This window comes from Tritonibacter sp. SIMBA_163 (assembly GCF_046535935.1).
Classification (GTDB): Bacteria; Pseudomonadota; Alphaproteobacteria; order Rhodobacterales; family Rhodobacteraceae; genus Epibacterium; species Epibacterium scottomollicae.
In genome coordinates this window covers 168,059-182,761 of the sequence record NZ_JAWJBP010000002.1, presented here as the reverse complement: position 1 = coordinate 182,761, position 14,703 = coordinate 168,059, and the positions used below count along the sequence as shown (strand labels likewise).

Here is a 14,703-nt window from a genome sequence, read left to right as displayed (position 1 = left end):
CCTGTCTCGCCCCCTGTTGCCGGACCACCGCACGCGCTCCCCCGGGGCGCGTGCAACTTTATGGTCACTCTCCCTGCCCCAATGTTTCGCGTGCGAAACAATAGGTCATTGAGGCTGACCAACCCCCTTGGCATCCCGCTTCATCTTTTCCAAAATACCTCCGCCGGAGGCTCCGACCGGCGCCGCTCAACACAAGGTGCGCGATACATGCCTCACGCTCTCACGATTCTCCTCCTCGCTGCCGGGGCCTCCTCCCGGATGCGGGGTGGTGACAAGCTGCTGGAAATGGTCGCCGGCCAGCCGCTCCTGTCTCATCTGCTGCAGCAGGCGCAGGCGACCTGTTTTGACGTCCGGGTGACGGTCCCCGCCCTAACCCATCCGCGCGCCGCGCTGATTGACCCGGCTCAGTGCATTCCGGTGCCTGACGCGGCCGAGGGCATGGGCGCCTCCATTCGCGCCGGAATCAGGGCGCTGCCCGCAATGATCGACGGTGTGATGATCCTGCCTGCTGACATGCCAGAGCTGACGACGGCGGACCTCCGGCAGCTTGCACGCCACTTCACCGGGCCAGACGGACCAATCCTGCGTGCGACAGGTCAGGATAACTCAGGCGCCACCCGCCCAGGTCACCCGGTGCTGTTCCCGCGTCGTTGCTTCTCCGCATTACAGGCCCTGAAGGGCGACGAAGGCGCGCGCCACGTGCTGCTAGGTGAAACCGTGACGAAGATCGCGCTGCCCGGGCAACATGCGCTCATAGATCTGGATACGCCGGACGCCTGGTCTGCCTGGCGCGCTGGCAGGGCACAGACATAACCAGAGGGCATGCCGTAACTCAGTGCAACAGCATCTTGGCTTCGCGCTTCCTCAGGGTCTTGCGGGCGGAGGGATAGGCCTCTTGACCTTCTGCATGTCGCAGGTCGGGAAAGAGCTCGAATATCTCGTTGCGCTGCGCATTGTCCAATCCGCGCAGCGACTGGTCACCGGGCTGAAAACTCTCGGTCCATGCGCCATCCGACAAGACAACTTCATGCTGCGTGAACATGAAATGAATATAGGTCACCGCGGTGGTCTCAACCGCATCAATACCGATCAGGCCCGTCAGGTGCTTTGCGGCGACCAGAACCTCGCGGTCCTCGAAATAAAGCGCGGTCTTGTCGTTGGCCACCAATACCCGGTGGTTTGGACTGACCATCATGTCGCGCTCGGGCAGACCGTTGCCAAGCGCGCCTTGTCGGATCAGGATCGGCTGCAGATAGGAGGCCCGCGCCAGCCCCTCTCGCCCCATCGCGTTGTGGCCAATCCAACGGATCTGTTGGATGCCGTTGTCGCGGGTGATAACTCGGTCGCCGACTTGCAAATTCTCAACCAATCGCTCTCCACGCGGTGTTGCAATCAACGTGCCAGGGGTAAAGCAGGGCGAGACCCGCGCCTGTCCGCGGTCCCTATCGCGCCAGTTCATCCCGGTGCATGGCGCGATCTCTGGATCTCGGGTATCTGAATCTCTGGCCATGCCGCGCTCTCCTTCGATCTCGCCGAACACTCGACGATCTATCCCTCGCGACACTGAGATCACCTCCGAGCCGCATCATGGTGGAGGTCAGGGATAACGAGGCCGCCCCCGCACACATAGTCTAAAAGACAGTTAAAATTGCGCATAGACCTCAGTCCCAAAGGCCAACCGCCCGATGGCGTCCTGCGGAGCAATCTATTGTTTCGACATTTGCGCACGCGCACCCGTGATGCTTGCCCGACAGATCACGTAAATTTGGCTCAAATTCACATCAAACTATCCAAATGCCCGTTTTGACATTGTCGATTGTTTCCACAGGCGAAACCCCGCGACGTCATGGCGGTTTTACGCTGAGATCGCAGTGCCCATTTGTCTCATCAGCGCATTGTTGGCTCGGAGCGGACAAACAAGCGGTGCATCTTGCGTTTGTTTCGCTCTGTCAGCGAACCAGAGGTCGAATCATCACGGTATTTTGCATGGCATTGCGAATCACAGGTGCTGATGGCGGGGATACAAAGCCGAAACGCGCAACAATAGTCGCCTCTTAGCGCGTCACTTGCCCGTCCACTCCTGCATCTCGGATTTGGCGATAAACGCCCCGATGCCCGCCTCGGCATCCCACGCCATCACTTCCCCGACATAGGCTTCGTCCAGCGACATCTGCGCCTGCGCATAGAATACCGCCTTGCCGATCTTGACCGCTGCGGGGGGATGTATCGGCAGTCCTGCGCGCCAAGAGGCGCTGCCATCAGCCGAGACCAAAGGCCTGTATCACCTCATTCCGCATGCGCGCGCCCGTGGAGACCGTCAGCCGTCCCTCAGAGATCGCCGGAGCGTAGTCACGCCCGTCGACCAGCTGCGCATGGCCGCCGGCCTCCAGCACCGCCAGAACACCGGCGGCGTGATCCCAGCAATTCAGACTCTCATTCTGCACAAAATCCGCGTTGCCCTGCGCCATCATTCGGTATTCATGGCAGGAGCAAAACAACGAGTTGACCCGCCGCGCGCGGATCATGCCTTGGGCCAGACGGGGTTGCTCGGCCTGCGGGAACACGTAATGCGGCAAGAACCCGGTCGCCTCGGCAAAGGGGCGCTCTGGTGCGACCTGCAATCGCTCTGGCGTGCGGCCTGGCGCTGCGAACCACGCGCCGCCGCCAAGGCTTGCCTGCACCCAGTCATCCATCACCGGATCATAAAGCAGCCCGAACACGGTCTGCCCCCGAACGACCACCGACAGGATGACACCAAAGACCGCCAGCCCATTGGCAAAATTCCAGGTGCCATCAATGGGATCGAGAATCACCGCAACTTCGGCGTCTGGCAGCCGTGCAAGCACCGACGCATCCTTGCTGACCGCCTCCTCGCCGATCACCACGGCGCCGGGCAGGATCTGAGCCACGGCGCGGGTCATATGCGCTTCGGCAGCCACATCGGCGACGGTAACCAGATCGATGGCGGAGGATTTCGCGGTGATCGCCCCGGCTGAAAGGTTACGAAAGCGAGGCATGATCTCTGCCCGCGCCGCCGCCCGCACCATGGTGATGAGGGCCTCTTCGATATCCTGATCCAGCCGCATGTGCATCCGCTCCCTGTCCGCGTTTCACCACGGTCTTAGCCGGTTGCGGACGGAACTTCACGCGAAAGTCGCCACTGGTTTCATGACGTTTTGACGACAGCGCAACAACATGGCCGCGCAGCAATTCAAAGAACGTCATCAGTCACTATGACGCCAGCGATACGAATTTCTGTCGTGGGGTAATATGGCGGAGAGACAGGGATTCGAACCCTGGAGACGGTCTCCCGCCTACACACTTTCCAGGCGTGCGCCTTCGACCACTCGGCCACCTCTCCGTGGAGGCGACTTTTGATGCATTACGGAGGGGATTGCAATAGGCTTTCTGACAAAAAGTTCAGTTTTTTTGCCCTCACCCAGTTTTCTTCTAACCATCTGTGAACATGCAGTGAATCAAGCGCTTGCCGACGCCCTTGGAGAGGACAAGAGCCGCCAATGGCGCCGCCCCTGCGCCAAATACGAAACGCCGCCACAGGAGGCTCCTGCAGCGGCGTTCTGGGTGGTTTAGACCAAAAGAGGCAGGTCTGGCTCAGCGGTCGGCATCGCCTTCTGCACCATCCTCGACCGAAACATCCGCGAGATCCGGCTTTATCGGGGTGTTCTCGCGTGGGGGCAGACTTGGCGACGCCCCGGTTGGCTCTGCGGGCGTGGCGTCTGATGGGCCTGCCTCGCCCTTCAGGGCCTCGGGGTTGCGAATCCAGATATCACGCTGTGCGAACGGAATTTCGATGCCTTCTTCTACGAAACGCTTGGCGATCTCGTAGTTCATGTCCGATTTCACCGACAACACCCAATTCACATCCCGCAGGATGGCGCGGATCTCGAAATCGAGGCTATCGGCACCAAAGCCCTGGAACACCACAGCAGGCGCCGGGTTCATCAGCACCATCGGATGCGACTTGGCGACCTCCATCAGAATTTGCTCGATTCTGCGCGGATCGGTGCCATAGGCCACGCCAACCGGCACGATCACCCGGCCCACGGTATTGCCGCGGGTGTAATTGGTGACGGTGCCAGAAATCAGGTCGGAGTTCGGCACAATCACATCGGTGCGGTCGAAGGTCTCAATCCGGGTCGAGCGCACAGAGATGTCGCGCACGTAGCCCATCAGCCCGCCAACCTCGATCCAATCCCCTTTGGAGACCGGACGCTCGATCAACAGAATAATCCCGGAGACGAAGTTCGACACGATGGTCTGCAGGCCAAAGCCGATCCCGACCGACAGCGCACCAGCGACGATCGCCAGAGACGACAGATCAAGACCAGCCGTGGACACCGCAATCAATGCCGCGAGGAAAATGCCGATATAGCCAACGCCAGAGACGATCGCATTCTGCCCGCCGGGGTCGATCTTGGTCTTGGGCAGCAACGAAGACCGCAAGCTGCCTTGCAACAGACGCGTCAGGACATAGCCACAGGCAAAGATCACCACGAAGGTCAGGAAGATCGTCGGTGAGATCTTGGTATCACCGATGTCGAAGCCTTCGAGGAAGCGCGACCAGAGCTCTGTCAGATCCGATGTGCGCGCGCCCCAGATCAGGGCAAAGAACGGCAGCGACAGGAGCGCCAGAACAAAGCCGGTCATCACCGAAAAAAGCGAGTCCTCTGCCCCCTGACTGTTGCGCGTCAGCCAGTCATAGATGTCAGATAGAAACCGCTGCAACACCATGAGCGTCGTGACCAGCGCGAGTGTCAGGATAACAGGATAGATGATGGCAATCGCTGCATTGATATAGCCAATCGCCCCCAGCACAGGCGCGATGAGTGCGAGACAAAACACCAGACGGCGCAGCAGCGACATCGCACGGCTTGCGCCCACGGCGATGGCGCCCTCGTCATCCTCCTCGCCGATTTCAGTGTCCTCATCGCGACGCTGACGAACCCGGATACGATTCATCCGCACCAGCAACAGCGAGGCCAGCAGGATCAAAGGCCAGCTCAGGACAGCATAGGTGCCGTCATCGAAATTCTCGATTGTGTCCAGGCGGCCCAGTATCAGCTGCATAACCAGCACAAGCGCAAGCGAGACCAGCAGCACCCTGACCTGTCGTTGAGCGCGAGGTTCGAATGGGATCAGCTCGTTGGTGAGCTGATAGACATAGAGCCGCTCGCCGAGCCAATGAGAGGCAAACAGAATGAGCGACCATAACGGCGCATCGTCCAACAACAACGTCCCACGCACGCCCAGAACGCCTGAAATATCTATCGCCCGCACCAAGAGCACCGTGCCCAAATAAGGCAGCAGGACCTGCAACAGCGATACAATGAAGCGCCAAACACCGGTGCCCCTCCAGCCCAACTCTCGCAGATATGCACCCGCTTTCTTGGCCCAGTGACGCCCCCGGCCCAGCAGCAACACGGAACCTGCGAGCAGCAGCAGCAAGACCGGCAGGCGCGACCGGATGGTTTCACGGGTGGTGGCCTGAGCCATCAGATCCGCCGTTTCATGCCAGAATGCGCCCAGAACCTTGGTCGCGTCCAACACCGCGGCGGGCCAGTTTTCTGGATTGAGTGGCATCGGCACCCGCTCCAGAAGCGTGCGTGTCGCGCGCTCCCGGATCAGCTTGTCAATCTCGGTAATAAGTCCCTGAGCACGGCTGTAGCCGAGATCAGCAAGCACCTGCGGCGCTGTCACTGTCGCGAGCTGACTTTGCAGTTCCTCACGCAGCTTCGCAATGTTCTCCGGCTCGCTCTTGCCCTCCTCCGGGACTGGACCCAGCGCTTCGATCTGGGCACGCAGGGTCTTGAGGCGGTCCCCATTCTGGTTGCCCGCATCCAAGAACTGCTGACGATACCCCGTCAGTTCGACCCGCAGCGCCTCCAGCGCGCCATTGGAGGCGCGCTTGGCGTCAAGAACGCGTTCTGCCCGGTCAGCAGTGCGCTGCCAGGATTCGTAATACTCACCCAGGGCGCCGGAGGCCGCATCCTGAGCAAGATCGCGGGCCTCCGTAAGGCCCGCGCTACTCTCTGCAGTTTGGGTCGCAGAAACGGTCTGCGACAGTGCCGCCAGCGGCAGCAGCAGGCAGGTCAGCGACAGCAGACCGACCTGGATGAGTTTCTTCAAGTCGGTCATTGAGATCAGCTGTCCTCGAACACGCCGGGTATGGAGGCCGGGCTATGTGTCATCCAGTCCGGAACCGGCAGGCCCTTTTCCTTCAGGAAATCAGGGTTGAACAGTTTCGACTGGTAGCGCGTGCCGTAATCGCAAAGCACGGTGACGATGGTGTGGCCCGGCCCCATGTCCTTGGCCAGGCGCACGGCCCCGGCGATGTTGATGCCCGAAGATCCGCCCAGTACCAGTCCTTCTTCGTGCAGCAGGTCGAAAACGTAAGGCAGCGCCTCTGAATCGGGGATCTGATAGTTGAAGTCAGGCTTGAGACCTTCCAGATTCTTGGTGATCCGCCCCTGCCCGATCCCTTCGGTGATGGAGGATCCTTCGGACGCCAGCTCTCCGGTGGTGTAGAAGGAATAGAGCGCGGCACCGTTTGGATCCGCAAGACCGATCTTCACCCCCTTGGGTTGCAGCGCCTCGGCGATACCGGCCAAGGTGCCACCAGAGCCAACGGCGCAGATGAAGCCATCGACCTTACCGCCCGTCTGTTCCCAGATCTCCGGCCCGGTGGTTTCCACATGGGCCTGACGGTTGGCCACATTGTCGAACTGATTGGCCCAGATCGCGCCATTCGGTTCGGTTTTGGCAAGCTCGGCCGCAAGACGCTCCGAATAGCGAACATAGTTGTTCGGATTCTTATAGGGCGCGGCAGGCACCTGGACCAGTTGCGCCCCGGCAAGACGCAGCATGTCCTTCTTTTCTTCGGACTGGGTTTCCGGGATCACGATCACCGTCTTGAAGCCCATGGAGGCCCCAACCAGCGCCAGACCGATGCCGGTGTTGCCTGCGGTGCCTTCGACGATTGTGCCTCCGGGCTTCAAATCGCCCCGGGCAATCGCATCCTTGATGATATAGAGCGCCGCGCGATCCTTGACGGATTGGCCGGGGTTCAAGAACTCCGCCTTGCCAAGAATTTCGCAGCCGGTCTCTTCGCTGACTTTGTTCAGACGGATCAGAGGGGTATGGCCGACCGCATCGGCCAGATCGCGTGCAATGCGCATGGAGGTCCCTTTCGCTCGTTCTCTTTTGATGTAGCCGGGGCCAAGCACGATCACAAGGGCGCGCAAGGCTCACCGCAGGTCTGGCACGTGGTGTCAGCCGAATTCAGCGCGAAGACGGTCCCTGTGACGCGCCAGCCAGAGCGCTGCTGTCACCAAAGGCATGTCCTGAAAGGTACGGTCGTCCACCTGCGCCATCAAATCTTGGAACGAGATGACTTTACTGCGGATGTCTTCGCCCTCGCCTGCCAAACCGCCACCGCCTTCGTTCTCGTCGAACGAGGCAAGCCCACAGAAGATATGGGTGAACTCGCCAGACGAGCCGCTGGATGGGTAGAGACTGCCCACAGGTTCCAGATGACCAACTCTCACCCCGGCTTCTTCTCTGGCCTCGCGCCGTGCCGCGTCTTGCGGTGTCTCCCCTGGATCAACCAGACCTGCGGGCGGCTCCCACCTCCAAGGCGCAGGTTCGCCAGCGATGAAGATCGCGGCGCGAAACTGCTGTACCAACAGCACAGCGTCCCGCTTGATATCATAGGGCAGCAGAACAGCAGCCTCACCGACAAGCATTGCCCCACGGTTGATAACCGGCCCCATGGACCCGTCGAACTGACGGTATTGCAGGTCCATTTCCTCCATTGCGAAGAAATTGACGTATTCCCGCTTGTGGGCATGCACAATCACATCGCGGGACAGATCATATTGCAGATCGGCGGGGCGCTGCTGTGCGGCGCACCAGGCCGAGGCACGCATGCGCATGGAATGCAACGACTGAACCATGTCCGGCGCGGGTTTGCGACCGCGATGCGCCATTATCTCCTCTGCCATCCGCGCAGCAACAGCCGTCCAGACGGACGCCCAATCGCACAGAGAGGTTGCAGCCGCCTCGACAGCGGTTTCGCTGACATAAGCTATGGCCTCACGGCGTTCGCCCGCGACCGATACGGTACACGGATATGGGGATCTGGCAAAACAGCGTTGATAATAGGTGATCGCAGCACAGTCGTCGGTGGACAGATCACAGAGCAACAATCCCTCAACCGTTGCACCCGCACGGGACACCACTGCAGGTGAATGGGCAGGATCAATGACCACGAGCGTGTGTCCATCCAACCCGGCTGAACAGGTTCGTATGGTCTTGGGGGCCGGAGAAACAACTGCCCGCAGCACTTCCGGCAACCGCAACGCACCGGCAACAAACACATCTGTCACGAAGATGACCCTTTCCGAAGCCTGCTATTTCCAGCGTTTATTGGCCGTTTCAGTCGCGAAGCCAACAACCACGCCACCAAGCACAAATGTCACCAGAACGCTTGGGACCGCCATGATGAAAAAATACTCCAGAGCGATCGTAAAAATCGCAGCCAACGCCTCGAACGGACCGTCGTAGATATGCCGATTGGCAAGACGGAACATCTCTACGGCGCCTTGCAGGACCAGCGCCAGAAGCACCAGAACCGCAGTGCCCGTCAGACCGTTGTTGATGCCGGGCACCAGACCGCGCCCGGCACGCGGGCCGATAACGCGCCAGCCGACAACAAGCGCCAAGCCCATGTTCACATGCGTGAAATAACCAAAGTCAGTATCATCGGGCATCAGCGGCATGATTTGCCCCGACAGGACAAAAGCCAGGGCGGCAAGGGCAAATGCCGCCACCAGGCGGGCTGCAGTGGGCATCGTGTATTTGTTCCTGCGAAGCTGCTTGATCGAGGCCCACGGTAGGCCCAGGGTCTTCACAAATCCAGTGGCAACACGGGTTTTCTCTGGACGGGTGGCCTCAATCCCTCATCTAGGAGACATCGTCCGGACGACCGTCATCCTGTGTCTCGGCTGTCCTTATAGGCCTCCAACGCGCGCTCACGCCCACGTTTGAGATCGATCACCGGCTCGGGGCGCTTCATGTCGGGGTCCAGCTCCCAACTGCGCGGGATCGCGTCGTAAAAATCAAGCGCCGTGCGCGGGCAATCAGACTGCCCCTCCGCAATCCAGTTGCGCACATAGCGCCTCTTGGGGTCGAACTTCTCCAACTGACCATCGGGATTAAAGATCCGAAAAAAGGGTGCCGCATCGGGGCCAGAGCCTGCAACCCATTGCCACCCCATCGCATTGGAGGCTGGATCCCAGTCAACCAGACAGTCCTCGAACCATTGCATGCCATGCTTCCAGTGGATCATCAGATGCTTGGTCAGGAAACTCGCCACGATCATCCGGGCGCGATTGTGCATCTTGCCGGTGACATAGAGCTCCCGCATCGCCGCATCGACGAAATCATATCCGGTCCGCCCCTGCTGCCAGCGCACCAAGGCCTCGCCCGGATCTTCCTGCCAGGGAAACCCGTCCCATTCCTCGCGCCAGTTGCGGGTCAGGATCTGCGGAGAGTGATACATCAGATGATAGGCAAACTCGCGCCAGACCACCTCCTTGAGGAAATGCTCCGCGCCCTGTTTGCCATTCGCCATGGCGCGCGCGCCCAAGTGCCACATGCGGTGCGGGCTGATCTCGCCCCAGGCCAGATTCTCCGAGAGTTCCGAGGTGGCCGCCCGCGCCGGGAAATCCCGGTCCGTCTTGTAGCTCGCCACGCGGTCGTCGAGGAAATCGTCCAGCTGTTCGAGCGCCGCGTCTTCGCCCACCCGGCAATAGGGCGCGACGACATCCGCTCCGCGGCGCATGGCGGCGCCCATGGAGTAGTCGGCCAGCCGGTCGGTTTTGGGCCACTCCTCGGGTTTGGCCAGGCGTGCGGGCGCGTCGATCAGATCATCAACGCTGCGGTCGCGGACCGATTTCCAGAACGGCGTGTAGACCTTGTACATGCCGCCCTCTTTGGTCGCCACGGTCCAGGGCTCGAACATCAGACGGCCGCCTGTGGATTTCACCGTGATATCAGCGGCTTTGAGCTGCTCTTTGATCTCGGAGTCGCGTTTGATCGCCTCCGGATCATAAAGCCGGGACCAGACGACCTGACCGGCGCCGCTTTCTGCGATCACATCGCGCAACACATCAAGCGCCTTGCCCCGGCGCAGGGTCAGGCGACTGCCGCGCCCTTCCAGCGCCTTGGCGAACCGCTGCAGCCCAAGGCCAAGGCGGAACTTGGGCGCTGCTCCCAACCCTTCGTCCTGCGGGTCGTGGATGTAGAGCGGGATGATCGGCGCACCCGTCTCCAATGCGGCGCTCAGGGCCGGGTTGTCGCGCAGGCGCAGGTCGCGCCGGATCCACCAGATCACCGGTCGGGTGTCAGCCATGGTCAGTCATATCCCTTGATCGTCCGAACGTTACAGGATGCGATCTAGAGCCTCGATCAGCCCTGTCACCTCCGACTCGCTGGTATAATGGGTGAAACTCAGCCGCAGCACGCCCTGCGCGGGGTCGACCCCCATCGCAGACAGGGCACGCACGGCGTAGAAATCGCTCGCACCGGCCATGATGCCATGTTCGGACAACTGCCGTGCCACCGGTTCAGCGCTGCGCCCCAGGGCCAATGTGACGGTCGGAGCGCGCTCCTGCGCAACCGAGGGGCCAAGCAGGCGCAGGTCATTGCGATCCTTCACCGCGTCGAGCAACGGCTGAAGCAACGTAATTTCACGCTCGCGCATCAGGTCATGCACGAAGGTTCCCACTGCCGCGCCCCGAAGATCGGATGCACCATGATGATCTGCCAATGCCTCGAAGTAGTCCGCCATGCCGGCGCAGGCGGCGACCTGCGCATGATCCGGACCTGCGGGCGTGAAACGTTTGTAAGGAACATCGCCGTTAAAATAGTGTCCCTGGTTGGGCAGGATCTCGGCCAGTGCCGGATTGATGACCATAATACCCTGATGCGGCCCATAGGTCTTATAGGCGGAAAACAGGTAGATATCCGGGCCAAGCTCACCCAAATTCGGCAAACCATGCGGCGCGTAGGACACGCCATCGACGCAGACAAAGGCGCCGGCGGCATGGGCCAATGCGGTGATTTCGGTCACCGGGTTGATCTCGCCCACCACGTTGGAGCAATGCGGGAAACAGACCAGCCGCACGCTTTCATCCAACAGCGGCTCTAGCGCGTTCGGGTCAAGGTGGCCGGTGGCCGGGTCGATCTGCCACTCCACGACCTCGATCCCCGCCTCCGCCAATCGACGCCAGGGGCCGGAGTTTGCTTCGTGATCCTGATTCGTAACGATGATCTTCTCGCCCGGTTGCAGGAACTGCCGAAAGGCTTGCGCCAGAACATAGGTGTTCTGGGTCGTCGAGGGGCCAAAGCTCACATCCTGTGCACGCACGCCAAGCAGCGCGCCAAGCCGATTGCGCGCCTCATCCATCTCTGCCCCTGCCGCCTCGGATGCGGCGTAGGGGGCGTAGGGCTGAACCTTGTGCTGCGTATAAAAGCGCATCAATCGGTCGATGACCTGACGACAGGTGTAGGACCCGCCTGCGTTCTCGAAAAACGCCTGCCCCTGCAGCGAGGGTTCCGCGAAGGCCGGAAACTGATTTCGGACAAAGTCGATATCCATGGCGTCTCTCGTCTCCATTCCAGAATGTTCGCGACAGAGAGTGCAAGTTCACGCCATAAGATCAAGCCTAGAAACGAAGAATTGCGACGCTTTAACCCGACGCAACGCGCGCCCCGGCCCGTGGGCCGAGGTGAGATACGTGTCCCTGTGGGCGGGTCAGCCGTTCACATCGACAACCACGCGGCCCTTGACCTGACCGGCGAGGATATCCGCGCCCAGTTTTGGCAGATCGGACAGTGTTGCGGGCTGCACCATGGCCTCCAGCTTGTCCATAGGCAGGTCGGTTGCAATGCGTTGCCAGGCGCGCTGACGGTTCTCGAACGGCTGCATCACGGAATCGATGCCCAGAAGGTTCACACCACGCAGCAGGAAGGGGATCACAGTGGCGGGCAGTGCCGCCCCCCCGGCAAGGCCCACGGCCGCGACCGAGGCGCCGTATTTCATCTGCCCGAGCACCCGCGCCAGCATGTCACCGCCGACCGCATCGACGCAGCCTGCCCAGTTCTCGCTCTCAAGCGGGCGTTTGACGGTCTCGTTGAGCTCATTGCGCGGTACGATCTGGGTGGCGCCGAGGCTCTTGAGATAGTCGCCCGTCTCCGGACGGCCCGTCACGGCGGCAACCTCATAGCCCAGATGGCCAAGGATCGCCGTGGCGACAGAGCCGACGCCACCGGCAGCCCCCGTCACCAACACCGGGCCCTGCCCCGGCTTCAGCCCGTGATCTTCCAGCGCCATCACGGCAAGCATGGCGGTGAAACCAGCAGTGCCCACGGCCATGGCCTGACGGGCATCCAGCCCATCGGGCAACGGCACCAGCCAGTCGGCCTTCACGCGCGCCTTTTGCGCATAGCCGCCCCAATGGGCCTCACCGACGCGCCAGCCGGTCAGCACCACCTTGTCGCCCGCCTTGTAGCGACCGTCCGAAGATTCCTCGACGGTTCCGGCAAAATCGATCCCCGGCACATGCGGATAGGTACGCACCAACCCGCCGCCCTTGGCGCTGAGGCAAAGGCCGTCCTTGTAGTTCACGGTGGAATAGTCGACCGCCACGGTGACCTCACCGTCGGGCAACTGATCCTCGTTCAGCTCTTCAATGGCCGCAGAGGCCTTACCGCTGTCTGCGTCTTTCGTCATCACCAGTGCTTTGAACATGTTGATCTCTCCCGTTAATTCCAGAATGTCTCGTGGACGGTCGCATCGCGCATGCCGTCCGGTGTCTCGACCTCGACGCGAGAGCCCGCGTCCCAATGGGTCATCTTCACCATGCCGATGGCGACATTGGTGGCGTGATCCGGCGACCAAGTGGCCGAGGACACTCGCCCCACCCGGCGGCCATTGGCATAGAGCGGCCAGAACCGGTCACAGGGCGGCACCGCCTCGCCGCTGATGGCGATGGGACGGATCTGCTGCACCGGGCCTTCCTTGGCGACCCGCAGAAGGGCGTCGCGGCCGATACAGCCGATCGCCGTATGGGTGTTGCAGAAGCGGCCCAGCCCGCATTCATGCGGCGTGTTGTCATCGGTCATGTCGTTGCCATAGCTCAACAGACCACTCTCGATCCGCTCGATCAGGTTGGGGCAGCCCGCCCGCACTTCCAGATCGGCGCCCGCCTCGAACAGGCGGGACCAGAGCGGCATCCCGATATCGCCGCCCTCCACGTAGATCTCGAACCCACCCTGTTTGGAATATCCCGAGCGCGCCACCACCATGTCGCGACCCTCGAACTGGTAGACACCAAAGCGAAAGAAACGGATTGCGCGCACGGTCTCGCCAAAGACCCGGGCCATCAGATCCTCGGCCTTTGGTCCCTGAATGGCGAGTGGCGAAACATCCGGTTCATCCACCAGCACATCCAGCCGCCAGCCATTGGCGATGCCCTTGACCCAATAGAGAAGATCACTGTCGGCAATGGAAATCCACCAGCGGTCCTCGGCCAGCTTGACCGCAACAGGGTCATTCAACATGCCGCCGGTCTCATCCACGATGGGTACATAGTAACACTGACCGGGCATCATGCCGCGCAGATCTCGCGGGGTGAGCATCTGCATCAGACGCCCTGCATCGGGGCCACGCAGCTCCACCTGACGTTCGCAGGATACGTCCCAGACCTGCACATGCCGTTTGAGGTGGTGATAATCCGCCTCGACACTGTCGAACACCGTCGGCAGCAGCATGTGATTATAGACCGTGTAGCCTTTCACACCTGCCGCCTCGACCCCGTCGGAAAACGGGGTGCGGCGCAGGCGGCGGGACAGGGAGATATTGGGTTGAATAACGGCCATGGCGATCCCTTTCATGGCACGAGTGTTGGGATGAGCGGCGCGCCAGTCTGGCCGCCGCCCGGTGTCACCTCAGCGTGGACCTTTCCAGTCGATCTGGCAGATCTCGGCAGAGCGGCCGTCAAAGTCCCAGACCCGGCCAAAGGCACGCACCCTGCCTTTGGTGGCGGTGGCGACGGTGATGTCGGGACCCATCCAGTATTCGGTATTGGTGACCACGATGTCCTGCTCACTGTCGGCGCCGCCCACCGGCACCACTTCGCCGTGGATCTGCTTGCCGACGATCAACCGGCGGGTCTTGCCCTCGGTCTCAAACGTCACGGGGGCGCGTTCGGCGCCCAGGAATTCGCTCACCAGCACCTTGAACAAGCCGGTGGTGCCCCGCGCCTTGCCGGAGAAAATATCGATCAACCCGTCATAGGCGTCCTCGCTGGCGCGGTCGTCGATATAGGCCGCCGCCTTCCAGTTGCCGCGCGCCATCAGGCCGGGGATCTCCAGGATCAGCCCGACGTTGAGACCCGACAGATCCGTGTCACCAAAATGCCCCTCGTCGATGCGCACCCCGGCCCAGGCCTGGCAATAGCCCTCGGTGGGGGCATGTTTGCCCAGCGACACCACGCAGGGGCAAAAGACGGTGCAATTGCAGTTCAGAATCAACTCGCCCTTGATCGCCCAGGGTGGGATCTCCTGCCCTGTCTTCTTCGGCGCGGCTGCGCCCTGTTCTGCGGTCATCACCTGATCGCT

The 14,703-nt window shown here is 61.3% G+C and carries 12 protein-coding genes, 1 tRNA gene and 1 pseudogene; 1 reads left to right on the top strand and 13 read right to left on the bottom strand.

Going from position 1 to position 14,703, the window contains the following annotated elements; genetic code table 11:
- Window positions 1-207: 207 nt before the first annotated feature.
- A complete protein-coding gene (locus R0J92_RS04795; protein WP_411050900.1) occupies window positions 208-813 on the top strand; it encodes an NTP transferase domain-containing protein in 606 nt (201 codons plus the stop codon).
- A gap of 19 nt (window positions 814-832) precedes the next feature.
- Here the strand turns inward: R0J92_RS04795 and R0J92_RS04790 are convergent.
- The 13 genes and pseudogenes from R0J92_RS04790 to R0J92_RS04730 form a co-directional block, all read right to left on the bottom strand.
- Window positions 833-1,423 (bottom strand): annotated as a pseudogene (locus tag R0J92_RS04790) (Hint domain-containing protein); the annotation flags it as partial.
- A gap of 639 nt (window positions 1,424-2,062) precedes the next feature.
- Window positions 2,063-2,272 carry a hypothetical protein gene (locus R0J92_RS04785; protein ID WP_411050899.1) on the bottom strand — a complete coding sequence of 70 codons (210 nt, stop codon included), beginning with the start codon at window positions 2,270-2,272 and terminating at the stop codon, window positions 2,063-2,065.
- Window positions 2,259-3,086, bottom strand: a complete 828-nt coding sequence (locus R0J92_RS04780) for an inositol monophosphatase family protein (protein WP_411050898.1) — start codon at window positions 3,084-3,086, stop codon at window positions 2,259-2,261. Before R0J92_RS04780 ends, R0J92_RS04785 begins: the two co-directional genes overlap by 14 nt.
- 185 nt (window positions 3,087-3,271) lie before the next feature.
- Window positions 3,272-3,361: transfer RNA gene (locus R0J92_RS04775), tRNA-Ser, on the bottom strand.
- 251 nt (window positions 3,362-3,612) lie between these two features.
- Window positions 3,613-6,156, bottom strand: a complete 2,544-nt coding sequence (locus R0J92_RS04770; RefSeq protein WP_411050897.1) for a DUF3772 domain-containing protein — start codon at window positions 6,154-6,156, stop codon at window positions 3,613-3,615.
- Between the two features lie 5 nt (window positions 6,157-6,161).
- A complete protein-coding gene (locus R0J92_RS04765; protein ID WP_411050896.1) occupies window positions 6,162-7,196 on the bottom strand; it encodes a cysteine synthase A in 1,035 nt (344 codons plus the stop codon).
- Window positions 7,197-7,289: 93 nt separating this feature from the next.
- The gene (locus tag R0J92_RS04760) at window positions 7,290-8,405 is read right to left on the bottom strand and encodes an NUDIX domain-containing protein (RefSeq protein WP_411050895.1); all 1,116 of its coding nucleotides are present in this window, start codon (window positions 8,403-8,405) and stop codon (window positions 7,290-7,292) included.
- A 24-nt stretch (window positions 8,406-8,429) separates the two neighbouring features.
- Entirely contained in the window at window positions 8,430-8,870 is a 441-nt protein-coding gene (locus tag R0J92_RS04755; RefSeq protein WP_411050894.1) for a TrgA family protein, read from the bottom strand.
- 137 nt (window positions 8,871-9,007) lie between these two features.
- Complete coding sequence (locus tag R0J92_RS04750) at window positions 9,008-10,432, bottom strand: cryptochrome/photolyase family protein (protein WP_411050893.1); 1,425 nt, start codon at window positions 10,430-10,432, stop codon at window positions 9,008-9,010.
- A gap of 30 nt (window positions 10,433-10,462) precedes the next feature.
- Window positions 10,463-11,698 (bottom strand): aminotransferase class V-fold PLP-dependent enzyme, encoded by a 1,236-nt coding sequence (locus R0J92_RS04745; RefSeq protein WP_411050892.1) that lies wholly within the window; start codon window positions 11,696-11,698, stop codon window positions 10,463-10,465.
- 138 nt (window positions 11,699-11,836) lie between these two features.
- Window positions 11,837-12,832 carry an acryloyl-CoA reductase gene (acuI, locus tag R0J92_RS04740; protein ID WP_411050891.1) on the bottom strand — a complete coding sequence of 332 codons (996 nt, stop codon included), beginning with the start codon at window positions 12,830-12,832 and terminating at the stop codon, window positions 11,837-11,839.
- 14 nt (window positions 12,833-12,846) lie between these two features.
- Window positions 12,847-13,962, bottom strand: coding sequence for a dimethylsulfoniopropionate demethylase (locus tag R0J92_RS04735; protein WP_106163980.1), 1,116 nt, complete (start codon window positions 13,960-13,962; stop codon window positions 12,847-12,849).
- A gap of 69 nt (window positions 13,963-14,031) precedes the next feature.
- Complete coding sequence (locus R0J92_RS04730; protein WP_106164120.1) at window positions 14,032-14,691, bottom strand: DUF1326 domain-containing protein; 660 nt, start codon at window positions 14,689-14,691, stop codon at window positions 14,032-14,034.
- Window positions 14,692-14,703 lie beyond the last annotated feature (12 nt).

Bases quoted from the DNA above. Each gene is read 5' to 3' on its own strand.
- R0J92_RS04735 (WP_106163980.1), bottom strand. From the start codon at position 13,962: ATGGCCGTTATTCAACCCAATATCTCCCTGTCCCGCCGCCTGCGCCGC.
- R0J92_RS04765 (WP_411050896.1), bottom strand. From the start codon at position 7,196: ATGCGCATTGCACGCGATCTGGCCGATGCGGTCGGCCATACCCCTCTG.
- acuI (WP_411050891.1), bottom strand. From the start codon at position 12,832: ATGTTCAAAGCACTGGTGATGACGAAAGACGCAGACAGCGGTAAGGCC.
- R0J92_RS04770 (WP_411050897.1), bottom strand. From the start codon at position 6,156: ATGACCGACTTGAAGAAACTCATCCAGGTCGGTCTGCTGTCGCTGACC.
- R0J92_RS04750 (WP_411050893.1), bottom strand. From the start codon at position 10,432: ATGGCTGACACCCGACCGGTGATCTGGTGGATCCGGCGCGACCTGCGC.
- R0J92_RS04795 (WP_411050900.1), top strand. From the start codon at position 208: ATGCCTCACGCTCTCACGATTCTCCTCCTCGCTGCCGGGGCCTCCTCC.
- R0J92_RS04745 (WP_411050892.1), bottom strand. From the start codon at position 11,698: ATGGAGACGAGAGACGCCATGGATATCGACTTTGTCCGAAATCAGTTT.
- R0J92_RS04730 (WP_106164120.1), bottom strand. From the start codon at position 14,691: ATGACCGCAGAACAGGGCGCAGCCGCGCCGAAGAAGACAGGGCAGGAG.
- R0J92_RS04755 (WP_411050894.1), bottom strand. From the start codon at position 8,870: ATGCCCACTGCAGCCCGCCTGGTGGCGGCATTTGCCCTTGCCGCCCTG.
- R0J92_RS04780 (WP_411050898.1), bottom strand. From the start codon at position 3,086: ATGCGGCTGGATCAGGATATCGAAGAGGCCCTCATCACCATGGTGCGG.